Annotated in this window: 19 protein-coding genes; 5 read left to right on the top strand and 14 right to left on the bottom strand. The window is 72.4% G+C overall.

Going from position 1 to position 22,925, the window contains the following annotated elements; genetic code table 11:
* Window positions 1-127: 127 nt before the first annotated feature.
* Window positions 128-637 carry a DinB family protein gene (locus AB0D59_RS36535; protein WP_362574873.1) on the top strand — a complete coding sequence of 170 codons (510 nt, stop codon included), beginning with the start codon at window positions 128-130 and terminating at the stop codon, window positions 635-637.
* Window positions 638-682: 45 nt separating this feature from the next.
* Here the strand turns inward: AB0D59_RS36535 and AB0D59_RS36530 are convergent, their stop codons facing one another.
* The 7 genes from AB0D59_RS36530 to AB0D59_RS36500 all read right to left on the bottom strand — a co-directional run bounded on the left by AB0D59_RS36530 (window position 683) and on the right by AB0D59_RS36500 (window position 7,304).
* Window positions 683-1,357, bottom strand: coding sequence for a 4-carboxy-4-hydroxy-2-oxoadipate aldolase/oxaloacetate decarboxylase (locus AB0D59_RS36530; RefSeq protein ID WP_362574871.1), 675 nt, complete (start codon window positions 1,355-1,357; stop codon window positions 683-685).
* A 41-nt stretch (window positions 1,358-1,398) separates the two neighbouring features.
* The gene (locus AB0D59_RS36525) at window positions 1,399-2,631 is read right to left on the bottom strand and encodes an aspartate transaminase (RefSeq protein ID WP_362574869.1); all 1,233 of its coding nucleotides are present in this window, start codon (window positions 2,629-2,631) and stop codon (window positions 1,399-1,401) included.
* Between the two features lies 1 nt (window position 2,632).
* On the bottom strand, window positions 2,633-3,376 hold the full coding sequence (locus tag AB0D59_RS36520; RefSeq protein WP_362574867.1) for an SDR family oxidoreductase: 744 nt from the start codon (window positions 3,374-3,376) through the stop codon (window positions 2,633-2,635).
* Between the two features lie 73 nt (window positions 3,377-3,449).
* Window positions 3,450-4,760: an MFS transporter gene (locus AB0D59_RS36515; protein WP_362574866.1), complete on the bottom strand. Its 1,311-nt coding sequence runs from the start codon at window positions 4,758-4,760 to the stop codon at window positions 3,450-3,452.
* 75 nt (window positions 4,761-4,835) lie between these two features.
* Window positions 4,836-5,816, bottom strand: coding sequence for a biotin-dependent carboxyltransferase family protein (locus tag AB0D59_RS36510; protein ID WP_362574865.1), 981 nt, complete (start codon window positions 5,814-5,816; stop codon window positions 4,836-4,838).
* Window positions 5,809-6,522 carry a carboxyltransferase domain-containing protein gene (locus AB0D59_RS36505; protein WP_362574863.1) on the bottom strand — a complete coding sequence of 238 codons (714 nt, stop codon included), beginning with the start codon at window positions 6,520-6,522 and terminating at the stop codon, window positions 5,809-5,811. The genes AB0D59_RS36510 and AB0D59_RS36505 overlap by 8 nt, the downstream gene beginning before the upstream one ends.
* On the bottom strand, window positions 6,519-7,304 hold the full coding sequence (locus tag AB0D59_RS36500) for a 5-oxoprolinase subunit PxpA (RefSeq protein WP_362574861.1): 786 nt from the start codon (window positions 7,302-7,304) through the stop codon (window positions 6,519-6,521). The genes AB0D59_RS36505 and AB0D59_RS36500 overlap by 4 nt, the downstream gene beginning before the upstream one ends.
* A 266-nt stretch (window positions 7,305-7,570) precedes the next feature.
* Here AB0D59_RS36500 and nac point away from each other — a divergent pair, with 266 nt between their 5' ends.
* The 4 genes from nac to AB0D59_RS36480 all read left to right on the top strand — a co-directional run bounded on the left by nac (window position 7,571) and on the right by AB0D59_RS36480 (window position 11,388).
* Window positions 7,571-8,488, top strand: a complete 918-nt coding sequence (gene nac, locus AB0D59_RS36495; protein ID WP_362574859.1) for a nitrogen assimilation transcriptional regulator NAC — start codon at window positions 7,571-7,573, stop codon at window positions 8,486-8,488.
* Window positions 8,489-8,576: 88 nt separating this feature from the next.
* Window positions 8,577-9,572 (top strand): D-glycerate dehydrogenase, encoded by a 996-nt coding sequence (locus AB0D59_RS36490; RefSeq protein ID WP_362574857.1) that lies wholly within the window; start codon window positions 8,577-8,579, stop codon window positions 9,570-9,572.
* Window positions 9,569-10,336 (top strand): SDR family oxidoreductase, encoded by a 768-nt coding sequence (locus tag AB0D59_RS36485; RefSeq protein WP_362574855.1) that lies wholly within the window; start codon window positions 9,569-9,571, stop codon window positions 10,334-10,336. The genes AB0D59_RS36490 and AB0D59_RS36485 overlap by 4 nt, the downstream gene beginning before the upstream one ends.
* A 20-nt stretch (window positions 10,337-10,356) precedes the next feature.
* Entirely contained in the window at window positions 10,357-11,388 is a 1,032-nt protein-coding gene (locus AB0D59_RS36480) for an L-idonate 5-dehydrogenase (RefSeq protein ID WP_362574853.1), read from the top strand.
* Between the two features lie 112 nt (window positions 11,389-11,500).
* Here the strand turns inward: AB0D59_RS36480 and AB0D59_RS36475 are convergent, their stop codons facing one another.
* The 7 genes from AB0D59_RS36475 to AB0D59_RS36445 all read right to left on the bottom strand — a co-directional run bounded on the left by AB0D59_RS36475 (window position 11,501) and on the right by AB0D59_RS36445 (window position 22,878).
* Window positions 11,501-13,633 carry an exo-alpha-sialidase gene (locus AB0D59_RS36475; RefSeq protein WP_362574851.1) on the bottom strand — a complete coding sequence of 711 codons (2,133 nt, stop codon included), beginning with the start codon at window positions 13,631-13,633 and terminating at the stop codon, window positions 11,501-11,503.
* A gap of 877 nt (window positions 13,634-14,510) precedes the next feature.
* The gene (locus AB0D59_RS36470; protein ID WP_362574849.1) at window positions 14,511-15,407 is read right to left on the bottom strand and encodes a dihydrodipicolinate synthase family protein; all 897 of its coding nucleotides are present in this window, start codon (window positions 15,405-15,407) and stop codon (window positions 14,511-14,513) included.
* A 248-nt stretch (window positions 15,408-15,655) separates the two neighbouring features.
* On the bottom strand, window positions 15,656-17,269 hold the full coding sequence (locus AB0D59_RS36465; RefSeq protein ID WP_362574847.1) for an FAD-dependent oxidoreductase: 1,614 nt from the start codon (window positions 17,267-17,269) through the stop codon (window positions 15,656-15,658).
* Complete coding sequence (locus AB0D59_RS36460) at window positions 17,266-19,479, bottom strand: trehalase family glycosidase (protein ID WP_362574845.1); 2,214 nt, start codon at window positions 19,477-19,479, stop codon at window positions 17,266-17,268. The genes AB0D59_RS36465 and AB0D59_RS36460 overlap by 4 nt, the downstream gene beginning before the upstream one ends.
* On the bottom strand, window positions 19,476-20,312 hold the full coding sequence (locus AB0D59_RS36455; protein ID WP_362574843.1) for a dipeptide/oligopeptide/nickel ABC transporter ATP-binding protein: 837 nt from the start codon (window positions 20,310-20,312) through the stop codon (window positions 19,476-19,478). The genes AB0D59_RS36460 and AB0D59_RS36455 overlap by 4 nt, the downstream gene beginning before the upstream one ends.
* Window positions 20,309-21,343 (bottom strand): ABC transporter ATP-binding protein, encoded by a 1,035-nt coding sequence (locus tag AB0D59_RS36450; protein WP_362574841.1) that lies wholly within the window; start codon window positions 21,341-21,343, stop codon window positions 20,309-20,311. Before AB0D59_RS36450 ends, AB0D59_RS36455 begins: the two co-directional genes overlap by 4 nt.
* Entirely contained in the window at window positions 21,340-22,878 is a 1,539-nt protein-coding gene (locus tag AB0D59_RS36445) for an ABC transporter substrate-binding protein (protein WP_362574839.1), read from the bottom strand. Before AB0D59_RS36445 ends, AB0D59_RS36450 begins: the two co-directional genes overlap by 4 nt.
* Between the last annotated feature and the right edge of the window lie 47 nt (window positions 22,879-22,925).

Genomic DNA, 22,925 nt, shown 5'->3' with positions numbered 1-22,925 from the left:
GCCCGCGGACGTCGAGCTCGCCGCATAACCCCAGCAAGCCCGAATCACCCCAAACCCGACAGGAGTGCCTTGACGAAGGACATAGAGGCACCCCCCCGGATGCCGGAACGGACAAGGAGTACGGTCAGTGACCAGCGACAACCGCATAGGACCGCCCGCTTTCGGAAGTGAACGCGACACGCTGCGGGCGTTTCTCGACTACCACCGGGCCACCCTCGCCATGAAGTGCGAAGGGCTCACCGACGAGGAGCTGCGGCGGCAGCCGATGCCGCCGTCCACGCTCTCGCTGCTCGGCCTGGTGCGGCACCTGGCGGAGGTGGAACGGGCCTGGTTCCGGCGGGTGTTCGAGGACCACGAAGCGCCCATGGTCTGGTCCGACAAGGTCGACTTCCAGGCGGCGTACGACGCGAGCGGGTCGACCCGGGAGGAGGCGTTCACGGCCTGGGAGGCCGAAGTGGAGACCTCGCGCCGGATCGAACGCGAGGCCGCCTCCCTGGACCAGGCCGGATACCAGCCGAGGTGGCAGGAGGAGGTGTCGCTGCGGATGGTGATGACCCACGTCCTCCTGGAGTACGGCCGTCACAACGGACACGCCGACCTCCTGCGGGAGGGCGTCGACGGAACCGTGGGAGCCTGAGCGCCGGGGCCCGGACGCGTCGCCGCTTCCCGCGGCCGGTCGGTGTCACTCCTCGATGACCAGGCCCTTCGCCGCGAGGACCGCGGCGAGGTCGCTGACCTCGATGACGCTCTTACCGGACCGGTAGGCGGCGATGTACGCGGTCTCGGCGTCGACGCGTTCCTGGGAGAGGCGGACGGCGTCGGCCAGGTCCTCGCGGCGCACGACCACGACACCGTCGGCGTCACCGCGCACCACGTCGCCCGGGCGGATCACCTCGCCGCCGACCAGGACGGGCTCCGCCATCGGGCCGACGGTCTCCTTGACCGTGCCCTTGATGGAGACGCCGAGGGAGAACACCGGGAAGCCGAGATCGCGCAGTTCCCGGGTGTCGCGGACACCGGTGTCGGTGATCAGCCCGCCGAGGCCCTTGGCCACGCAGGCGTTGGCCAGTACGTCGCCGAAGGAGCCCGCCTCCGCGTACTCACCGGCGGACACGACGACGACGTCGCCGGGGCGGGCGTGCGCGATGGCCACCTGGAGCATGATGTTGTCCCGGGGCGCGCAGCGCACGGTGAAGGCCGGGCCGCACAGGGACATGGTGTCCGACACCGGCTTGATCTTCGAGCTCAGGGCGCCGAGCCGGCCCTGCGCCTCGTGGATGGTGGCCGAGGAGTAGGCGCCGAGTCGCTCGACCAGGTCCGGATCGGGGCGGTCGAACTTCGTGTTCACACGCAGCATGGGTCTCTCTCCGAGAGGCGGAACAAGGGGCAGGGGTCAGGTCAGGTCAGGGCGGCGCAGGCGGCGGAGAGGCGTTCGCAGGCCTCCGTCAGGACCGCGCTCGACGTCGCGAAGGAGATGCGGAAGTAGCCGGGGGCTCCGTAGGCCGTCCCGTGGATCACCGCCACCTGCTGCGACTCCAGGAGGTGGGCGGCGAACTCCTCGTCCGTGGCGATGCGTTCGCCGGCCGGGGTGTGCCGGCCCAGCAGTCCCGCGCAGTTCACCAGGACGTAGAAGCCGCCGCTCGGTGGCGTGCAGGTCAGTCCCGGGATGTCGGTCAGCATCTTCACCGTCTCGTCCCGGCGGGCCCGGTAGACGGCGACACAGTCGTCGATGAAGCCCTGGTCGCCGGTGAGCGCGGCGGTGGCGGCCGCCTGGCTGATCGACGAGGGGCAGGAGGAGATCTGGGACTGGAGCTTGTTGACGGCGCCGACCAGGTCGGCCGGGCCGGCGCCGTAGCCGATCCGCCAGCCCGTCATGGCGTACGTCTTGGAGACGCCGTTGGTGAGGAACACCCGCTCGGTGAGGCGGGGTTCGACCGCGGCGAGGGTGGTGGGGAGTTCGCCGGGGCCCTCGTCGCCGTACCAGATCTCGTCGTAGATCTCGTCGGTGAGGACGAGGACGTGCGGGTGGGCCAGCAACACGTCTGCCAGGGCGCGGAGTTCGTCCGGTGTGTAGGCCGCGCCCGTCGGGTTGTTCGGGGCGTTGAGGATCAGCCAGCGGGTGGCGTCCGTGATCGCGGACTCCAGGCGGTCCGGCGTCAGCTTGAAGCCGTCGGCCTCCGGGCACGGGACGACGACCGGGGTGCCGTCGTTGGCGAGGACCATGTCCGGATACGACACCCAGTACGGGGCGGGGACGATGACCTCGTCGCCCGCGTCCAGCGTGGCCATCAGGGCGAGGAAGATGATCTGCTTCGCCCCGCCGCCGACGGTGATCCGGTCGGGGGCGTAGGTCAGTCCGTGGCGGCGGGTGAGCTTGTCGGCTATGGCGGCGCGGAGTCGGGGAGTGCCGTTCACGGGCGTGTATTTGGTCTCGCCCCGGCCGATCGCCTCGATCGCCGCCGCCTTGACGTGGTCGGGGGTGTCGAAGTCCGGTTCGCCGACCGTGAGGTCGAGGATCCGATGGCCCTGCGCCTTGAGTTCGCGGACGCGTTGGGCGGCCGCGGTGCTGGGGGAGGGCTTGATGCGGTCGACCCGCCGGGCCAGGGCCGCCGTGACTGCCGTGTCACTCATGTCAGTCGGCCCGCCGTTCGAAGTTGAGGCCGCCCGGCACCTGGAAGGTCGGCAGGATCTCCACGTGGCCGATGTTCACGTGGCGCGGTGAGTCGATGGCGAAGTCGATGGCGTCGGCGATGTCCTCCGGCTTGAGGGACTCGTAGCCGTCGTAGTAGACGCGCTGGGCCTCTTCCATGTCGCCGAGCAGCCGGCCGAAGATCTCCGTCTCCACCCGGCCGGGGCAGATCTCGGTGACGCGGATGCGGTGGCCGTAGCCGTCGACGCGGAGCTGGCGGGAGAGGGTGTGCACGGCGGCCTTGGTGGCGTGGTAGATCGTGTTGCCGCCGAAGTTGTAGACGGCCGCGATCGAGCTGATGTTGACGATGTGCCCGAGGTCGCGTTCCACCATCCCCGGCATGAGCAGGCGGACGACGTGCAGTACCGCCTGGATGTTGACCGCCACCTGCTCGTCGACGGCGAACTCGTCTGCGGTGAGGATGTTTCCGGAGCGGGAGACCCCCGCGTTGTTGACGAGGACGTCGACCTCGATGTCCCGCAGGGTCTCGGTCAGGGCGGCGGTGTCGGTGATGTCGACGGCGTGCGGCACGCAGCCGGTGCGCCGCGCCAGGTCGGCGAGGCGGTCGGCGTTGCGGGCCACGGCGTGGACCTCGAGCCCCTGCTTCACCAGGCGCTCGACGACCACGGCACCGATTCCGGTGGAGGCACCGGTCACGAGAGCGGTCTTGTAGTCGGAGAAGGGCATGTGAACTACTCCCAGAAGTGCGGGGTGCGGGGTGGGGGGTTGGAGTGGGGGCGTGCGGGCGTGGGCGGCGTGATTACGCGTCGCGCAGGGGCTGGTGCGCCCTGTCCTGGACCCTGGACACGGCGACGAGCGTGCCCAGTGCGGTGACGACGGCGTAGAAGGCGGGCATGTTGACGTCGCCGGTCTCGGCGATGAGCCACGTCATCAGCAGGGGTGCGGTGCCGCCGAAGAGGGCGGAGGAGATGTTGTAGCCAAGGCCGTAGGCGGAGTAGCGCACCCGGGTCGGGAACAGCTCGACGAGCAGGATGTGGATGACGCCGGTGTGGCCCGCGAAGACGACGGCCATGACGCACGCGCCGAGGACGGCGAGGGGGACGTTGCCGGTGCCGATGAGCAGGTAACAGGGGATCGCGACGACCGCCATGGCGATCGCGGCGCCCGCGAGGACCTTCTTGCGCCCGACCCGGTCGGAGAGCCGGCCCATGTAGGGGATGGCGATCGAGATGGCGACCAGGCTGCTCGCGGTGACGAGCAGGCCCTGCACCTTGCTGAAGTGGAGTTCGCTGCTCATGAAGGTCGGCATGTAGCTGAACAGGACGTAGTAGCCGGAGCCGTTCATCAGCGGGATGAAGAGCGCGAGGAGCATCGCGCGGCGGTGCTCGGCGGAGGAGAACGCCTCCTTCAGCGGGTTCCTCGCCAGGCCGCCGCTCTCCTGGAGGCGGGTGAAGTTCGGGGTGTCGCTGATCCGCTTGCGGATGTGGATGCCGGTGACGCCGAGCGGGATGGCCAGCAGGAACGGGATCCGCCAGCCCCAGGACTCCATCCGGTCCGCGCCGAGGCCGCTGGTCAGCGCGGCGGCGATGAGCGTGCCGGTGAGCAGCGAGAGGAAGGAGGCGATCTGGGCGTAGCTGGTGTAGAGGCCGCGCCTGCCCTCCGGCGCGTGCTCGGCGAGGAAGCTCATCGCGCCGGACGCCTCACCGCCGACCGAGAAGCCCTGGGCGACCCGGAGCAGGATCAGCAGCGCGGGTGCGGCGATACCGATGGCCGCGTAGGTCGGCAGCAGACCGATGGCCGCCGTCGCCGCGCTGATCAGCATGATCACGAAGACGAGCATCCGCTGCCGGCCGATGCGGTCGCCGAGGTTGCCGCAGATGACACCGCCGAGCGGGCGGAAGAAGAAGGAGACGGCGTAGCCGAGGAAGACCAGCTGGACGGCGTTGGCCGAGTCGGGGAAGAAGACGGCACCGAGGGTGCCCGCCATGAAGCCGAAGATGCCGTTGTCGTAGAGCTCGGCGAAGATGCCGACGCAGCCGGCGAGGGTGACTTTGCGAGCGGTTCTCGGATCGACCGTGTTGGGGGTCGGTTGTGCGGCCACGGTGGCCATGGCGGTCTCCTTCAATGACGTTCGTGCGCTTTCGGGGACGGGGTGTCACTGACGTGCGGGGACGTGCATGGGGAGTCAGGGGATGCGATGGGCGTCGAACACCGTGCGGACGCGGGTCTTCAGGGCCTCGAGGCCGGTGCGCTGTAAGCGGTACGCGGCCACCGCCTCGGCGACCGTCCGGCGCCGGAAGCGGACGGCCTGGCCGGGGCGGGCCTGGCCGAGCGCGTCCAGGCCGGTCGAGGTGACGACCGCGAGGACGGGATAGCCGGCGGTGACACCGCGGCCCCGGTGCAGGACGAGGAGTTCGTCGCCCGCGGGCACCTCGATCGCGCCGACGGGGACGCCACGGGAGAGCACCTCGCCCCTCGCGGTCCTGCGCGGCACGTCGCCGGACATGCGCAGGCCGATGTGGTTGCTCTGCGGGGTGACGGTGAACTCCGAGCGGAACAGCCGGTCCGCCGAGTCGCCGAACTCCGCCAGGTCGGGGCCGTCGGTGACGTCGATCGTCCATGCCGTCGTCTCGGCGAGACGCGGTACGGACGCCTGCACACGGAACAGCGGGATGCCGTAGACCGGGTGGCCGATCGGGGCGCGAAGGGTCGTACGCACGGCGATCTGGTCGCCGTCGCGCAGGGTGCGGCCGAAGCCGAGGATCGTGTCGGGGGCACAACTGCCCAGCAGGTACGGCGACTCCACCGAACCGTGGACGGCGAGGTAGGCGCGGACGCCGACCCTGATGCCGGTGACGCGGATCGTCTCGCCCGCGCGGACGACGACGGGTTCCCAGCGGGGGCGCGGGACGTCGTCGACGGTGAGGTCGGCGGGGGCGCCGGTCACGGCGACGAGTACGTCGGCGGAGGGCGTGCAGCCGAAGTCCGTCGCGGTGATCTCCAGCAGCGGCGCGCTCTCGTCGTTGCCGGTCAGGACGTTGGCGACGCGGGCGGCGTACTGGTCGGGGGCGCCGTTGACGGGGAGGCCGTGGCGGGAGCGGCCGGGGCGGCCGAGGTCCTGGAGGGTCGTGAGTCCGGCGCGGTGGACGGTGAGGGTGTCAGCCATGGGCCACCGCCTCGGCCGAGAGCATCGCGCCGTCGTGGTCGCGCCACTCCCGCGCGGTGATCGGCACGAACCGGAAGGTGTCGCCCGGCCGGTACGGCGTCAGCGGCTCGGCGTCGAGGTCGAGGACGCGCAGCGGGGTACGGCCGAGGAGGGGCCAGCCGCCGGGAGACCGCATCGGGCAGATCACGGCCTGCCGGCCGGCCACCGCGACCGAGCCGGGCGGCACGCTGGTCCGCGGCGAGGCCAGCCTCGGCACCGGTGCCGGGAACGCGGGACCGTCCATCATCGGCGCCCCCACGGGTGCGCCCAGACAGCGCACGGTCAGGTCCTGGGCGGTGTGCAGCTCCACCACCTCCCGCTCGGTCAGGCCGAGCCGGTCCGCGACGACGGGGAGATCGGGACCGTGCTCGCCGCCGTAGACCACCGGGACGGTGAAGCGCCGGGGGGACGGCAACGGGGGTGTGCCGTCGGTGAGCCGGGCGGTCGCCCGCCGCAGGGCGCGGCGGACCGTGTCGTGGTCCGTGGTGGCGCAGTCGAACTCGACGAGGAGGGAGTCGTAGGCCGGGACGATGCCGTACACGCCGGCCACCGCCGCCGCCTCGACCGCGTCGGCGAGGGCGTGGACGAGCCGCCAGGCCCCCGCGCCCTGGGCCTGCACCACGACGGCCGAGTCACCGCAGTCCGCGACGCGTATGTCGCCGTTCATCGGGCGCTCCTGCCGTCGAGTACGGCGGTCAGCGGGGCGATCCCGACGTCCGCCGCCAGGAGTTCCTTGCGGATGAGGTGGGCGAGGGAGATGGCGCCGGGCGTGTCGCCGTGCAGCAGGACGGTGTCGCAGTCGACGGAGATGTCCCGGCCGCCGACGCTGCGGATGACGCCCTCGGTCACCATCCGGACCGTGCGTTCGGCGATCTCCCGCTCGTCGTGGATGACCGCTCCGGGTTCGCTCCGCGGCACCAGGGTGCCGTCGTCCTGGTAGGCGCGGTCGGCGATGCCGACGACGGCGACGCGCAGGCCGCGGGCGCGGGCGGCGTCGGCGAGCTCGCCGTCCTGCGCCAGGACGATCAGCGACGGGTCGAGGGAGCCGATCGCCTCGGCCACGGCGACCGCGTAGTCCTGCCTGGTGGCGACGAGGTTGCCGAGCCGGCCGTGCGGGGCCACGTGCCGTACCCGGGTGCCGTGCGCGGCGGCGAACGCCTGGAGCGCGCCGACCTGGTAGAGGACGTCGGTGCGGACCTCGTCCGGGGTCAGGTCCATCGCGCGGCGGCCGAAGCCGACGCGGTCGGGAAAACTGGGGTGTGCGCCGACGGCGACTCCGCGGTCCACGCAGTGGCGGACGGTGGCGTCCATGATCCGTGGGTCGCCGGCATGGAAGCCGCAGGCGATGTTGGCCGAGGTGAGGACGGAGAGGAGGGCCTCGTCGTCCCCCATGGTCCAGGGGCCGTACCCCTCGCCGAGGTCGGCCACGAGATCGACCGTGTGCGTCATGTCGTCCTCCGCCAGGAATGGAAAAACAGGAGAGAGAAGGGGGCCGGGGAAATGAATCCGAAACGCGATTAACGTGGCTGTTGCAATTTATTCGACGGGTCGCCGCCGGCCGGGAATTCCGCGTTTCGGTGACCGTAGTACCGGGGGACCGGCGCATCAAATAACCGTTGTGTGTGACGTGATAAGGGCGGGGTATGACACCGCTTCCGCTCTGGCCGCCCGGGCCGCCCGTACGATGAGCCCTCCTGTCAGGCTGGAGGTCGCCGATGGACACCAGGCGTCTGTACTCGTTCGTGAAGATCGTCGACGCCGGGAGCATCACGCGCGCCGCCGACATCCTGCACATCGCGCAGCCCGCGCTGAGCCAGCAGGTCTCGATGCTGGAGACGCAGTTCAAGCAGCAACTGCTGATCCGCAGCAAGCGCGGGGTGGCACCGACCGAGGCCGGACGCGCCCTCTACCGCCACGCCCAGCTGATCCTGCGCCAGCTCGAACACGCGCAGGCGGCGGTCGACGTGTCCGGGCGGGCGCCGGCCGGGAGCGTCTCCGTCGGCCTGGCCCCGTACAGCACCGGCGCCGCGCTGGCCCTGCCGCTGCTGCGGGCCGTGCGCGAGCGCTACCCGGACATCCTGCTGCACATCAACGAGAACTTCGGCGGTGTCATCAGCGAGGCGATCATGACCGGCCGGATGGACATGGCGTTCATCTACGACGCCGGTCCGGTACGCGGTGTCCAGTTCGAGCCGATGCGGACCGAGGACCTGTACCTGGTCGCCGCGCCGGGCACCGGTTCGGCGACCGACCGGGACGAGGTCTCCATCGCCGAGCTGTCCGGTGTGGGCCTGCTGCTGCCCAGCCGGATCCACACCATCCGGCACGTCGTGGACGCCGCCTTCCGCCATGTCTCCCTCGAACCGAGGGTCGTCGGTGAGATCGAGTCGGTCCTGACCCTGACCAGTGCGGTCGGTGCCGGTCTCGGCGCCACCGTGCTGCCGTGGTCGGCCGCCCAGGCCATCCTCGACGTACGGAGTCTGGTGGTACGGCGGATCGTCGACCCCACGATCGAGGTCAAGCTCTCCCTGTGTACGTCCGATCACCAGCCGCTGTCGGAACCCGCCCTCGCCGTGCACGATCTCTTTCACGAGCTGATCAACGAATTCGGCGGGAATCCCGACACCCGATGACGTCACACGAATCCGGTATTGGTCGCGTCGGCTGAGCGCTGACTAACGTTTTCACCGTCGTAACGCAAAAGCAGCGTGGGAGTGGTGGATGAAAGAGCGCGTGCTCAGTACTCGTGGCACTCTGCCCGGCGGGGGGCTGTCCCGGCTGGCGTCCCGTCCGGACACGGACGTCGTGCACTGGACGGCCACCGGCCGGCCGGAACCGGCCGAACTGGCCTCGCTCGCCGCGGGCGCGGGCGGCGTGAGCGCCGTCCTGGCTCTGGGCAACGACCGCGTCGACGCCGAACTGCTGGACGCGGCCGGTCCTGCCCTGAAGGTGGTCGCCCTGGCCAGCATGGGGTTCGACGGCGTCGACCAGCGGGCCGCGGCCGAGCGCGGGGTCGTGGTGACCCACACCCCGGGGGTGCTGGCGGAGACGACCGCCGACCTGACGTTCGCGCTGATCCTGGCCGCCCGCCGGCGGCTCGGTGCCGCCCGTGACGCGCTGCACATTGGGGCGTGGGACCTGTTCCGGATGGAGGACTACCTCGGCCTGGACGTGCACGGTGCCACCCTGGGCCTGGTCGGCTACGGGCAGATCGGCCGGGCGGTGGCGAGGCGCGCCGCCGGCTTCGGCATGCGCGTGCTGCACCACGACCCGTTCGGCCCGGCCGCCGACGGCCTCTCCACCCCGGTCGCGCTGCCGCAGCTCCTCGCCCAGTCCGACATCGTCTCGCTGCACGTCCCGCTCACCGACGCCACCCGCCACCTGATCGGCGCCGCGGAACTGCGGGTCATGAAGCCGACCGCGACCCTGGTCAACACCTCCCGGGGCGGGGTCGTGGACGAGGCCGCCCTGCTGCGCGCCCTCGACGAGGGCCGCCTGCACTCGGCCGGGCTCGACGTGTACGAGCGTGAGCCGCGCGGCGCGGAGGTGGCCGACCTGACCGCCCGGCCGCACCTGTTCGCGCTGCCGCACATCGGCTCGGCCACCGAGGCGACCCGCGCGGCGATGGTGGACCTCGCCGTGGACAACGTCCTGGACGTCCTCGACGGGCGCCCGGCCCGCACGCCGCTGCCGGGCACGAAGGCGGAGCCGGTATGACATCCAGTCCCCTGTTCGACATCACCGGGCGCGTCGCGCTGGTCACCGGCTCCAGCCGCGGCATCGGGCGGGCACTGGCCCAGGGGCTGCTGGAGGCCGGCTGCACGGTCGTCCTCAACGGCCGGGACGAGACGGCCCTCGCCCGCACCCGCGACGAACTCGCCGGACAGGTCCCCGTGTTCGCCTACGCCTTCGACGTGACCGACTCCGCCGCCGTGGCCGCGAACGTCGCCGCGATCGAGGCCGAGGTCGGCCCGATCGACATCCTCGTCAACAACACCGGGGCCCAACATCGCGCGCCGCTGGTCGACTTCACCGACGACGACTGGCACCGCCTGCTCGGCACCAACCTCACCAGCGCCTTCCTCATGGGCCGGGAGGTCGCCCGCCGGATGGTCCCGCGCGGGCACGGGAAGATCGTCAACATCCTCTCGGTGCAGAGCGAGACGGTACGGCCCGGCATCGCCCCCTACTCCGCCACCAAGGGCGGGCTGAGGCTGCTGACCAAGGGCATGTGCGCGGACCTCGGCCCCTCGGGCATCCAGGTCAACGGCCTGGGACCGGGCTATTTCGAGACCGAACTCACCGCGGCACTGGTCGCGGACGAGGAGTTCAGCGCATGGGTACGGGGACGCACCCCGGCCGGCCGGTGGGGCAGGGTCTCCGACCTGATCGGCGCCCTGATCTTCCTGGCGTCCCCCGCGTCCGACTTCGTCAACGGGCAGGTGCTGTACGTCGACGGCGGCATGCTGTCGGTCCTGTGACCCGAGGCAAGGAGCATCACATGTACGCATGCGTGGTCCACAAGGCGGGCGATCTCCGGGTCGAGGAGTGGGACCCCGGCCTGCCCGGCCCCGGGCAGGTGCTCGTGGCCGCGTCCCTGGGCGGCATCTGCGGCTCGGACCTGCACTACTACCACCGCGGCTCGGTCGGCGACTTCCAGCTCCGCGAACCGCTGGTACTGGGCCACGAGGTCGTCGGCCGGGTCGCCGCACTCGGCCCCGGTACCGAGGGCGGCCCCGCGGTCGGCACCCCGGTGGCGATCCACCCGGCCACCCCGTGCGGGACCTGCCCGGAGTGCGCGCGTGACCGGCGCAACGTGTGCGGTCACGCCCGCTATCTCGGCAGCGCCGCCCGGATGCCGCACGTCCAGGGCGGTTTCGCCCAGCGGTTCGTCGTCCCCGGCGACCAGGTACGGGCGCTGCCGGCCGGGCTCGACCTTGGCCGCGCCGTACTCGCCGAGCCGTTCTCCGTCGCCCTGCACGCGGTGCGCCGCGCCGGGGAGGTGGCCGGCAGGCGGGTGCTGGTCACCGGCGCCGGTCCGATCGGTTCCCTGGTGGTCGCCGCGCTGCGGCACGCGGGAGCCGCCGAGGTGATCGTCAGCGATCTGCTGGACGCCCCGCTGGACGTCGCCAGGAGCGTCGGCGCCACGGCCACCGTCCGGGCGGACCGCCCCGACGACCCGGCCTGGCCGGACGACGTCGACGTGGCGGTGGAGGCGTCCGGCTCCGGGGCGGGTCTGGGCACCTGTGTGCAGCGGGTCCGCCGGGGCGGCACGGTCGTCCTCCTCGGACTGCTCCCGCCCGGCGAGACCGGCTTCCTCGGCAACGTCGTCGTCACCCGCGAGATCACCCTCCGGGGCGCCTTCCGCTTCGACCACGAATTCGACGACGCGCTCGCGCTCCTGGCCTCGGGCCCGGACGTCGGCCCGGTCATCAGCCACACCCTGCCCCTGGCCCGCGCGGTCGAGGCGTTCGACCTGGCCGGCGACCGCACGAGGGCGTCCAAGGTCCTGCTGGACCTGGGCGGCGAATGATCCCGGTCAGGACGCGGCCTTCAGTTCCTCAGAGGTCGGTACGTCGAAGCGCCCGAGGACCTCATCGTCGCCCTGTGGCCGCCGGCCGCCGCTCCCGCGGCGCCCCGGGAGTTCAGGTCCGCGGGCCCAGCAGGCGGATCGCGTCGGCGGCCACCGTGGCGTCCGCGTCGTTGGTCAGCTCGACCGACGTGCCGAGACCGGCCGCCAGGTGGTACTCGCCGAGGGAGATCCAGGTGCCGCCGCGCGGATCGGCGGCTCCCGCCGTCCGCTGGTCGATCCGGACGGTGGTGGTCGTGCCGTCCGCCTGGACGACGGTGTAGGGGGCGTTGCTCGCGCGGGTGGCCGCCGGGGGACAGGACGCCTGGATCTCGTACACGCCGTCCTGGGGCACGGCCGGCCGCCAGCGCACCTTCCGTGCTCCCGAACCGGCGGGCGCCGTACGGTAGTTGCCCGACCAGAAGCCGGGGTCCGCTGTCGCCGTCGGCCAGCTGCCGGAGACCACCTCGAAGCCCAGCCGGTCGTTGTCCACGACCACCTCCGCACGGACGTCGGCGGAGCCCGGCGCCTCGATCAGGCTGAGCGAGTCGAGGCCGAGCAGGGTCCCGCCGCCCCTGCCGGTCCCCGTCACCGCGCACCGCACGGTGTGCCGCCCGGCCCGCAGCCGGGTCGAGCCGAGGTGGGCCAGATCGAAGCCGGCCGCCGTCTGCGCGGTGGTGTCGATCGCGTAGGCGGGCAGGACGGTGCCGTCGTCCACCGTGACGGTGGCGAGGCCGCCGTCCGCCGAGCGGTAGTGGCGCAGGAGCAGTTCGTACTCGCCGGTGCGCGGCACCCGGATCGTGAACTCGACCGCGTCCCCCACCTGTCCGGGGGCCAGGACCAGTCGCTCGCCGCCGCGCGCCAGCGGGTCGCCGACGGTGGTCACGGCGCCGCCGCCGGTGACCTCGTGGTGCGTGTCGGCCAGGACGACGACGGTCTCCCGGTAATGGGGGCCGTGACGCAGGCTGTCGCGGCCGCGGGTCAGCCAGCCGAGCGAGAAACGGCAGACGTTGACCCGGAGCGGGACGCTCGCCGAGTCGCCGTCGCAGCCGTAGAGCAGGATCACGGTGCCGTCGGAGAGGTGGGCGAGGTCCGAGTAGAAGGCACGATTCTCGTTGACGACGCGCGAGTAGCGGTACGAGTAGCCCTCGTCGTAACTGACCGACACCGTCATGTTGCGTCGGACGGGGGAGTCGGGGCGGCTGAACAGCACCCGGTCGGTGTCGTGGCCGCCGGCGCCGCCGGTGTGCCGCAACAGGCTCGCGTCCACCGCGTTGAGCGAGCCGGTGCCCCCGTCGAGCGCCGGCTGCGACCAGGTCAGGCCGTCGTCCGAGCTGACGGAGACGATCCGCTGGCCCTCCCCGCCCGCCGCGGCGCGGCCGTTCACCAGCACGCTGCCGTCCGCGCGCTGCACCATCCGCGCCTCGTTGATGGGGTAGGCGACCTGTACGGGCACTTCGCCGCTCGCCTGCCAGGTGGCGCCGTGGTCGTCGCTGTAGATCGGCGCGACGCCGTAGTACCGCTCGGCGACGGTGTTGCCGACGATCACCCTGCGGTGCAGGCAGTTGAGCAGCAGCCTGCCGGATCTCAGCTGGAGTCCGTGGCCTGGACCGGGGCCGTGCAGCGCCCAGGTGTAGGGGAACCCGTCGAACACGCCGGCCAGGTGCCGCACCTCGCCCCAGGTCCGGCCGCTGTCCTGGCTGGAGATCAGGTAGAGGTCGCCCGAGTCGCCCGAGCAGGAGGTGTTCTGCGGCAGCCGGAGCGAGAGCATGTAGAAGAGGAAGACCTCCCGGGTCCGCCGGTCCACGACCAGCGCCGGGTTGCCCCAGGACTCGCCGTCGACGGAGGTGACCAGGGTGCGGCTCTCCTCCCAGGTCCGGCCGCCGTCGGTGCTGCGGCGCAGCAGCAGGTCCCGCGGTCCGGCATCGCACACCTCGTGCCGGCCCTCGGTGACCGCCAGGATGGTGTCGTCCGGCAGCACGGCCAGCGCGTGCACGTGGTAGTTCACCAGCGGGCCCGCGGCGGAGTCCCAGAGGGTCTGCTCCTGGAAGAAGGTGCCGTGCCCGTCGGACGCGGACGACCGGTCGGCGGCGTGGGCCGGGGACGCCAGGGCCGTGGGGCCGAAAGCGGCGGCCGCCGAGACACCGGCGACGCCCAGGGCGAAGGATCTGCGGTTCATGGCGGTGCGCTGCGGTCCGTTGTCGGACATGGTGGGCCACCGTTCCTAGAGGCTGAGCGGGAGTGAGTCCTGTTGCCAGGATTCATGCTCAGCCGAGCGCCCCGGACGGTGTTGGGCATTCTGGTCGACCGCGTTCGCTCCGCGTCCGGCGCCGACGGATCGTGTCCGTCGTCCGGGAATGCGGGGACGGTGTCCCTCACGTCCTGGGGCCACCGAACTGGCCTGGACGGTCCGATGCCCGCATCCATCGCTCTGGTGGGTGCGGGGCCGTGCCGTCCGTCGCCGGATCGGGTGTCCCAGGGCGCGCCTTCCGATCGCCACGGCGGCTGCGTCGTGGCGAGTGGTCTTCCTGTTTCCTCTTCGGTGAGCTGCGCTGCCTTCAGGTGGTGGCGGGTGGTCAGCAGGCGCTTGCCGCCGCGCACCACGTGCACGACGCCTGCCTGCCAGTCGGCCTGCGCCGCCTTCGGTCGGTCTTCGAGGACGTGCAGGCGGCGGGTCTTGGCATGCCATTCCTCGCGGGAGCGGTAGCCGCCCGGAGCGTGTTTGCCGCCCTTCTCGCCCAGGGGCAGGGACAGCCGGACCGCGACCCTCGAAGGGCCAGGCACCACGAACGGCGCCGCCACCTCCCGCAGTCCACCCACCGCCCGCACCCCGCCCCGGTGTCGCCGAAACCCGCCACCCCACCCAACGACCACCAACGGTGAAGGTCACGCATTCGACGCAAGAACTCCCGTTCCCTGCCGGAGCACGCCTGCCAGTGCCCGGGACACTCGCTCATGCGCGCCAGAACGCGTTCAATCGACGCCGATCGCCAGCTGTTCACAACCCCTTTCGGACGGTACGGAGGAGGCGGTACGGCGGAGCGGGTGGCGGCCCGTACCGGTTCAGGAGCGCGGGGCGTGCGGGATCAGGCGCGTATGAGATGTGCGTCGAGGGGCGCGAGCAGGTCGAGCAGGGCGTGTCGTTCCTCGTCGGAGCACGGGGTGAAGGGCGCCGCGACATGCGGCGGGCACAGCCCCCGTGCGGCCAGGACGGCCTTCACCGCCGGCACCCCGGGCCGTACGGTGTGCAGCGCCAGCACCCGGTCCAGCAGCTGTTGCGCGCGGCTCGCGGCATCGTCCCGGCCGTCGCGGTGGGCCCGGAACAGCTCGACGGCGGCGGCGGGCGCCAGATTGGCCACTCCGGGGACCACCCCGTCGGCTCCGAGGCGCAGTGCGTCGAGCGCCTGCCGTTCCGCGCCCTGGCTGACCCCGAAGTCGTCGCGCCGGCGGGCCGCGGTGAGGGCGTGGCCGAACAGCGTGAGGTCGCCCGAGCTGTCCTTGATGCCCACGAGGTGCGCGAGGCCGGTCAGTTCGTCGAGCAGGGCGGGCGTCAGCGGGTTGCTGTAGCGGGGGGCGTTGTAGGCGACGACGGGAACGCCGAGGCCGGCCAGGGCCGTGTAGTGGGCGACGATCTCGTCGTGCCGGTGGTGGAAGTAGATCGGCGGGCTGAGCACCAGCGCGTCCGGCGCGGCGGGCAGGACGGCCTCCGCCCGCGCCAGCGCCTCGGCGGTGCCGGGAGCGGTGACGTTGACCAACACCGGGCCTCCGTCGACCAGTTGACGCCAGCGTTTGGCCACCCCCGTGGCGAACTCGGCCAGTTCCGCCGTGGGCAGCAGCGGGCCCTCGCCGTTGCTGCCGAAGAGCATGAGGCCGCGGGCGCCTGCCGCCGCCAGCGCGCCGAGCAGGGCGCCGGCGGCGGGGGCGGAGGGCCGTCCCGGCCGGTCCATGGGGGTGACCAGCGGGACCACCACACCGGCCAGCAAGGCTCGTCCGCCGGTCTGCCTGTTCTCGTCGCCGACCGGACGCTTCGCCGCAAGTGCGGTGACGTGCCGTCGTTCGGCCGCTGCGCCGTCGTGGCTGGTCGCTTCCCCACTCTCGGCTTCGCTCGAGCGGGGGGACCCCCATCGCGGCGGAGGCGCACATTGATCCGGCCCCGCGCCCCTTCGGGGCGCTTCGCCCGAACCTCTTCCTCCCCCGTCGCCCCCTGTGTCCTGGCTGTGCTGACCGTCCATCAGTACCCCCTGACCTCGGGCCAGGCCAGTTCGACCCCGGCGTGGACGAGTTCGGTCTGGAAGCGGCTCAGCAACTCGGCGTCCTCGTACACCTGCTCGGCCTCCAGGCGGTGGTCGAGGCAGTACGCGGCCAGTGATCCGGCCGCCTCGCCGATGTTCCACTCGACGGGGTGCAGCCGGTAACAGCCGTTGGTGATGTGGGTGGTGCCGATGTTCTTGCACACGGGGAGCAGGTTGCGCAGCCGTACGGGGAGCAGGGCGCCCAGCGGGATCCGGAAGGGGCAGCTGGCGACGTCGATGTAGGTGTCGCCGCCGGTGGAGGGGTGGAGGTCGATCCGGTACATCCCGATGCCGACGGAGTCCGGGTAGCGCACCGCGCCCTGCTCGCCCCGGACGGCCAGGGACAGGTCCTGCTCGACGATCCGGCGCCGGGCGACGATCCGCCGCGACTCCCGGATGTACGGCGCCTTCGCCAGCCCGTCGGCCGTACCGAACACGTCGCCGCGCAGCCGGAGCCCCGGCCAGCCGGTGCCCCCGTCGGGGCGGGGCGCCTCGGTCTGCAGCCAGTAGAGCATGCTCATGCTCAGCTCACGGGCGCCCGCCAGATGCCGGTCCCGGTCCTTGTCGTCCACCCCGATCAGCGGACCGGGCAGATAGTCGATCATGGGCCAGTTAACGATGGTCACATCGCTCGCGGCGAAGCCCGGCCGGTACAGCTTCCGGGAGACCACCCGGCGGAACTCCCACAGCTCCTTGTCCCCCGCGTCCTTGCTCTGGTCGGCGACCACCGGCCCCGAGTCGGCGTTCGGGGTGAAGCCGCGCGGTAGGGTCTCCAGCGTCCTCGGGTCGGGCGCGCTCAGGCTCAGCAGCCGGTTCGGCCACTGCGCAGGGTGGTAGGCGGCCCAGCCGTCGTAACCGGCCGGGCGGTCGACGGTGTGGTCCTCGCCGGCCCGGTGGTCGACGGCGAACACCCAGGAGAACGCCTGCATGTTGGCCGGCTGCGCCTCCTGTGGCGCGCTCGGCTCCCCGGTGTCCCGACGCGACTCGAAGCCCGTCACGTGCTCGGCGCCGGTCAGCGGCAGCAGGTCGCCGAGTTCCGTCGCGTCCAGCACGTACGGCGCCGACACCTCGAGCAGGGTGCCGTCCGGGCCCTCGACGACCACGGACCGCACCCGGTCGCCGTCCACGGAGGCGGCCACCGGCCGGTGCCCGTAGAGGATTCGCAGCCGGCCGGCCGCCACATACGGCGCGACCATGGCCTCCAGCACGGCGGCGGCGACCCTCGGCTCGTGGCAGAGCGCGCTCACCCGTCCCTCGCCCGGGTTGAGATACCGGCGCCGCCGGGCCTCCTCGGTCAGCGGATACCAGGTCCGGTAGTGGTCGCGGATCGCCTCGCGCAGCGCGCGGTAGGTGCGGGTGGCGCCGAACTGCTCGATCCAGGTGTGCTCGTCGGGTGGTACGCCCTGGCTGGTGAGCTGGCCGCCGATCCAGTCGGTCTCCTCGGTGAGCAGCACCGAACGTCCCCGGTCGAGGGCGGCCAGCGCGGCGGCCACGCCACCGAGGCCCCCGCCCACGACGAGGATGTCCGTGGCTGCCGCTGTCTCCGCGCTCATGTGCCGATCCCCTCCTGTGCGTTACGTCCTCCAGCCGGGCCGAACGTGAAGCTCCGGGGGCCGCCCGCCACCTCCACACGCACCGGCGGACCACCGCCCGGCGGGGTGACGAGCAGGTCGCCGACGCCCTCGGCGGTCCCGCTCACGCGGTCGCCGGTCAGCAGGTAACCGCGTACGACGACGCCGGGCGCCATGTCCAGCAGGGTCCGTCCGTCGACGCCGACGGTGAGCCGGTCGGCCGCCCGGACGTCGAGGCGGCCCTCGCCGAGCGGCAGGTTGCACAGCTCGGCCGGCTCGCCCGGGTGCGCGAACCGCCAGCCGTCGGGACGCGCGTCGGCCAGCTCGCCGAAGGCGAGACACGCCAGCAGGCCGCCCCAGGCCATCAGCCCGTCAGACCGCTTCTGGAGACCCGTCAGGTTCTCGCCCGCCACGGCCGGATAGTTCTCCCTGACATGGCCGTACTCCCGCCATTCGTCGAGAAACAGCCGCAGCAGGGCGCCGACCACCGGCCGGCTCAACTCGGTGAGGTCGTAACGCCGTAGCCCGCGGACGGCGAGGTAGGCCATCGGCGCCCAGATCCGGCCGCGCCAGTAGGTGGCGGCGAAGCCCGGGTCGTTGCGCGCCACACTGGGCAACGGGCGTGCGCCGCCCAGTACTTCGGGCCGGAGCAGGTCGGTGGCCATGGCCGCCGCACGATCGGCGTCCGGCAACCCGCCGAGCAGCGCGTACAGCATCGTCGGCGAGACATGCGGATCGTGCGCACCCGCTGCCGTGAGATTGCGGTAGCCGCGGCGCTCCTCGTCCCACAGCAGCCGGTCGGCGACCGCCCTGGCCGTGGCGGCCTCGGCGCGCAGCCGGTCGGCCGTCGCTCCCTGCCCCACGATGCCGGCGATGTCCGCCAGGGCCTCGGCGTCGGCGATGTGCAGGGCGTTCAGGCCGACGTCGGCCAGGTCCATGGTGTGGGTCGCCGGGTCGTACCGGGCCTCGTCGTACATCGGTGAATCGTCCAGGCCCGACTCCCGTCTGGCCCGGTCCAGGGTCGCCGACGCGGGGTCGTCCGCGATCGGGTCGGAACCCCAGGCGAGCAGCCCGTGCGGCCCGCGCCGGGCCCGGGGCCACCAGTCGTGCCAGGCCAGCAGTGCCGGGAAGGTGTCGGTGAGCAGGGTCGTGTCGCGGGTCCCGGGCGACAGGCCGCCCGCCAGATAGGCCTGGTGGACCGTGTGTGCGCCGACCGGCGGCTGCGAACGGTCGTCGGTGCGGCCCCGCTCGTCCGAGACCCGGTTCGGGACCATCCCGGCCGCGTCGGCGTACGGAAGGATCTGCCCGAAGATGCCGCGCGCGTAGTCCCGGTCGACGGCGGAGGCGGCGAGACCGGTGAAGAACGTGTCCCAGGCGTGCAGGGCCCAGGTGCCGTAGAAGCCCTTGCGCTCGGCGCAGACGAAGTCCCGCGAGGTCGGGGTGAGGACGCGGCCGATGTCCGGGGCGTAGACGGTGTTCCAGGTGACGGCCCTGGTCAGGGCGTCTGCGGCGGGGCCTAGCCAGCCGGTGGAACAGAGCCGGGTCCGGTCGGCGGCGGCGCGGTGGGCCGCGAGGCGCCCCGCTGTGAGCGCCGTGATGTGCGGTCGGTCGTCTGCGGTGCCGCTGTGGCTGGTCGCGCAGTTCCCCGCGCCCCTTTGGGGCGCCATCGTGGCCGGTGCGTGTTCCGGCGCCATCCGCAGGTCTACGGCGCTCTCACTCGCTTCGGCGTCGAAGGCCAGCAGCAGTGCATCTGCCGGGCCCCCGACCCTGCGGCCCCGTGCCGAGGTGGTGACCGTCCAACGGATGTCCCCCGCGCGGACGGTGGTGGTCAGGTACGAACTGTCCGTCGGCTCCTCGATGGCGTCCAGGCCCTCCACCGACAGCACCACCACCCCCGTACTCTCGGCGCGCGCGTCCAGTACGTCCCCCGGGCCGCCGGCGAAGGTCAGCCGTAGGCGGTGGCCGGCCGCGCGTACCGTCACCTCGGCGTAGCTGCCGTCCACGGTGTGCGGACCCAGGCGGTCGAGGCCGTCTCGCCAGGTGAAGCCGTCGAGTACCGGGCCGTCGGGGCCGAGTACGCCGAAACGCACCCGCGGGCCGCGCGGCAGCCGGCTCATACCGGTGTGCGTACGGACGTCCCAGGTGTTCCAGCCGGTCGGCGCCGGAGTCACGGCGGCAGGCCTCTCGCTCATACGACCGCCTCGTCGTCGGCGGTGCCCTCACCGGGCACCGAGTCGTCCAGGTCCAGGGCCGCGTCCAGCAGTGCCCGGGTGTACGCGTGCCGCGGTGCGGTCAGCACCTCGCCGGTCCGGCCCTCCTCCACGAGCACGCCCCGGTGCATCACCGCCACCCGGTCGGCGATCTGGTGCACCACTCCCAGGTCGTGGGAGATGAACAGCATCGCGAGCCGGTGCCTGCCCCGCAGGTCCACCAGCAGCCGCAGGATCTGGGCCTGCACCGACACGTCGAGCGCCGACACCGCCTCGTCGCAGACCAGCAGCCGGGGCCGTACCGCCAGCGCTCTGGCGATGCTGACCCGCTGGCACTGGCCGCCCGACAGGTCCCCTGCGCGCCGTGACGCCACCTCGGGGTCGAGCCCCATGTCGGCGAGGAGCCGGTGCAGCGCCTCGGTGCGGTCGCCCTCGGGCGCGGTGACCGGATGGGTGCTCCACACCTCGGCGATGATCGCGGCGACCGTCATCCGCGGGTTCAGGGAGGACCGCGGGTCCTGGAAGACCATCTGCACCGCGCGCTGCAACTCGGGTGGCCTGCGTCCCGCGCGGGCGAGCGGCCGGCCGTCGAAGGTGAGCGTTCCGGCGCCGGGCCGCAGGAGTCCGGCCACGCACCGGGCCACGGTCGTCTTGCCGGAACCCGACTCGCCGACCAGGCCGAGTGTCTCCTCGGGTGCGACCGACAGGCTCACCCCGTCGACGGCGACCGGACCACCCCGGCGGCCCAGCCCCCGCCCGCCGTACCTGACGCGCAGATCACGCACCTCGAGGAGGGCGTGCTCACTCGTACTCACGACGTCAGCACCTCCTCCGCGAAGTGGCAGGCGCTCCGGCGGCCCGGTGCCACCTCGCGCACCTTCGGCACCTCGGCGCGGCAGCGGGCACGGGCGAGCGGGCAGCGCGGATGGAAGGCGCAACCGGGCGGCCGGTTCGCCGGTGTCGCCGGGGCGCCCGGCAGCGGGTCGGCGAGCGCGGTACGGGTTCTGACGGCGGGCACGCTGCGCACCAGGGCGGCCGTGTAGGGGTGGGCGGGGCGGCGCAGTGCGTCGCGGGCGGGGCCGCGCTCGCAGACCCGCCCCGCGTACATGACCACGACCTGTTCGGCGACGTGCGACACGACCCGCAGATCATGGCTGACCAGCAGCATCGACAGGCCGTCCGCCGTCTGGATGTCGGCGAGCAGCCGCAGGATCCGGGACTGCACGCTGACGTCGAGCGCGGTGGTGGGCTCGTCGGCGAGCAGGAGGGTGGGCCGGCCGGCCAACGCCATGGCGATCATGGCGCGTTGGCGCAGGCCGCCGGAGAGTTCGTGCGGGTAGGCGCGCATCCGCCGCTCCGGCTCCGGCACGCCGGCCCGGTCGAGGAGTTCGACGACCCGGCGGTTCACCTCGGCGCGCGGCAGCCGGTCACGGCGGGGGATCTCGCCGACCTGGCGGCCGATCCGCTGGGTCGGGTTGAGCGCGGCGAGCGGATCCTGGAAGATCATCGCGATCTCCCGGCCGCGTACCGCCCGGCGCCGGGCCGGGTCGGCGGCGAGCAGGTCCTCGCCGTGCCAGAGCAGCCGGCCCGCCAGGGTGGCGCCCTCGGGCGGCAGGCCCAGGACCGCGAGCGCGGTCATGGTCTTTCCGCTGCCCGACTCGCCGATCAGCCCCACGGTGGTGGCGCGTGGCACGTCGAAGGAGACGCCGTCCACCGCGCGTACCCGGGTGCCGTGCGGGCCGGGCAGTTCCACCACCAGGTCGTCGACGCGCAGCGGCGGCCCGCCGGTCGCGGGCGGGGCCGGTGCGGCGGCCCCGCGTTCGGGTGCGGTTCCAGCGGGGGTCACGAGCCGTCGGTCCCTACGGTGGCGAAGTCCGGCAGGCCGCTGGCGTCGGGGACGAAGCCCTTCAGGTCGCTGTTCCAGGCGTAGGCGATGCTCACCGACATCGGGTACATCCCGACGGCGTCCCGCCAGATGATCTGGCTCGCCCGGCCGTAGAGGTGGGTGCGCTTCTGCTTGTCGGCCGTCGCGCCCGCCGACGCCAGCAGCCCGTCCAGCTGCTTGTTGCAGTAGCCCATCCGGTTGGCGGCGCAGGTGTAGAGGCGGCCGAGGTTGCTGGCCGCGTCGTAGCTGGGGGTGGCCAGCTGCTGGAAGTTGATGTCCCACTTGAGGGCGATCAGGTCCTCGGTGAAGGTGGCCTGCTCCTTCTCCAGCGGGTCCGCCCGCACGCCGGCCTTCTGCAGGTCGGAGACGACGGCCTGGATGAAGGGCCGGAACTCGTCGTTGGCGAACTGGAGCCGCAGCTTCTTGGAGAAGTCGAAGCCCGCGGCGGTGAGCGCGGCCTTGGCGGCGGCCGGGTCGTAGGCCACGGGCGACTGCGGTACGTGGCCGAGGACGACGCCGGTGACGGGGGCGTCGGCCGGCTTGCCGGTCTCCGGATAGAGCTTGGCGATGATGGTCCTGAAGTCGACCGCCTGCCAGATCGCCCGGCGTACCTTCGCGTCCTTGAGGGCGGGGGTCGAGGAGTTGAACCACATGGTGAACTCGGCGCTGCTCGGCACCGTCCGCACGGTCAGCTTCTTGTCGCCCTTCAGCGAGGCCAGCTGGTCGTCCGGGATGCCCCAGACGACGTCCACCTCGCCGGTGCGCAGCGCGGTCAGGCGCGCCGACAGGTCGGGGACGTTGCGTACGGTCACCTGGTGGAGCACGGGCTTCGTGCCCCCGTACTTCTTGTTGGGCACCAGGACCAGCGACTGGCCCGGGGTGAACCCGTGGACCGTGAACGGGCCCGAGCCGACCGGGTGGTCGAAGAAGGCGGTGTCCTCCTTGCCGACGCCGGAGGGCAGGACGTAGAAGGTGCCGAGCTTGCCCGGGACGGACGCGTCGGGCGCCGGGCTCTTGAGCACCACCTCGGTGGGCGAGACCTTGGTCATCGTGTAGCCGGGGAAGTTGCCGGCGTTGGGGCCGTTCAGGGTGATCATCCGCTGGAAGGACGCCACCACGTCGTCGGCGTCGAGCGCGGAGCCGTCCGAGAAGGTCACGCCGGACCGCAGCGTGAACGTCCACTGCGTGACGTCCTTGTTGGGCTTCCAGGAGCTGGCGAGGTCGCCCTTGAGGGTGCCGTCCGCAGTGGGTTTCACCAGTCTGCTGAAGATCTCCTGGGCGGCCAACTGCGTGCCGGTGGAGGCCCCTTGGGTGCCGTGCGGGTCCAGGCTCTCGATCGGGTAGGTGCCCGCGACCGTCAGGTCGCCCGAGTTCCCGCCCCCGTTGTCGTCGCCGCCGGAGGTCGTCGAGCAGGCGGCGAGGAGGGCCGCGCCCGCCGTGCAGGTGGTGGCGAGCCGGATCAGCCGGCTCCGCCCGTACGCACGCGTCTTGGTCATGGAGGTGCTCCTGTCTGGGAACGAGAGCGGTGCGCGGAGTTCGGGAA

The organism is Streptomyces sp. NPDC048417, assembly GCF_040651615.1.
Taxonomy (GTDB): Bacteria; Actinomycetota; Actinomycetes; order Streptomycetales; family Streptomycetaceae; genus Streptomyces.
This window is presented reverse-complemented; position numbering and strand designations above follow the sequence as displayed.

Coding starts and splice junctions, on each gene's coding strand:
- AB0D59_RS36515 (WP_362574866.1), bottom strand. CDS start 4,760: ATGGCCACCGTGGCCGCACAACCGACCCCCAACACGGTCGATCCGAGA.
- AB0D59_RS36520 (WP_362574867.1), bottom strand. CDS start 3,376: ATGCCCTTCTCCGACTACAAGACCGCTCTCGTGACCGGTGCCTCCACC.
- AB0D59_RS36445 (WP_362574839.1), bottom strand. CDS start 22,878: ATGACCAAGACGCGTGCGTACGGGCGGAGCCGGCTGATCCGGCTCGCC.
- AB0D59_RS36490 (WP_362574857.1), top strand. CDS start 8,577: ATGAAAGAGCGCGTGCTCAGTACTCGTGGCACTCTGCCCGGCGGGGGG.
- AB0D59_RS36530 (WP_362574871.1), bottom strand. CDS start 1,357: ATGCTGCGTGTGAACACGAAGTTCGACCGCCCCGATCCGGACCTGGTC.
- AB0D59_RS36485 (WP_362574855.1), top strand. CDS start 9,569: ATGACATCCAGTCCCCTGTTCGACATCACCGGGCGCGTCGCGCTGGTC.
- nac (WP_362574859.1), top strand. CDS start 7,571: ATGGACACCAGGCGTCTGTACTCGTTCGTGAAGATCGTCGACGCCGGG.
- AB0D59_RS36460 (WP_362574845.1), bottom strand. CDS start 19,479: ATGAGCGAGAGGCCTGCCGCCGTGACTCCGGCGCCGACCGGCTGGAAC.
- AB0D59_RS36500 (WP_362574861.1), bottom strand. CDS start 7,304: ATGACGCACACGGTCGATCTCGTGGCCGACCTCGGCGAGGGGTACGGC.
- AB0D59_RS36525 (WP_362574869.1), bottom strand. CDS start 2,631: ATGAGTGACACGGCAGTCACGGCGGCCCTGGCCCGGCGGGTCGACCGC.
- AB0D59_RS36505 (WP_362574863.1), bottom strand. CDS start 6,522: ATGAACGGCGACATACGCGTCGCGGACTGCGGTGACTCGGCCGTCGTG.
- AB0D59_RS36475 (WP_362574851.1), bottom strand. CDS start 13,633: ATGTCCGACAACGGACCGCAGCGCACCGCCATGAACCGCAGATCCTTC.
- AB0D59_RS36465 (WP_362574847.1), bottom strand. CDS start 17,269: ATGAGCGCGGAGACAGCGGCAGCCACGGACATCCTCGTCGTGGGCGGG.
- AB0D59_RS36510 (WP_362574865.1), bottom strand. CDS start 5,816: ATGGCTGACACCCTCACCGTCCACCGCGCCGGACTCACGACCCTCCAG.
- AB0D59_RS36480 (WP_362574853.1), top strand. CDS start 10,357: ATGTACGCATGCGTGGTCCACAAGGCGGGCGATCTCCGGGTCGAGGAG.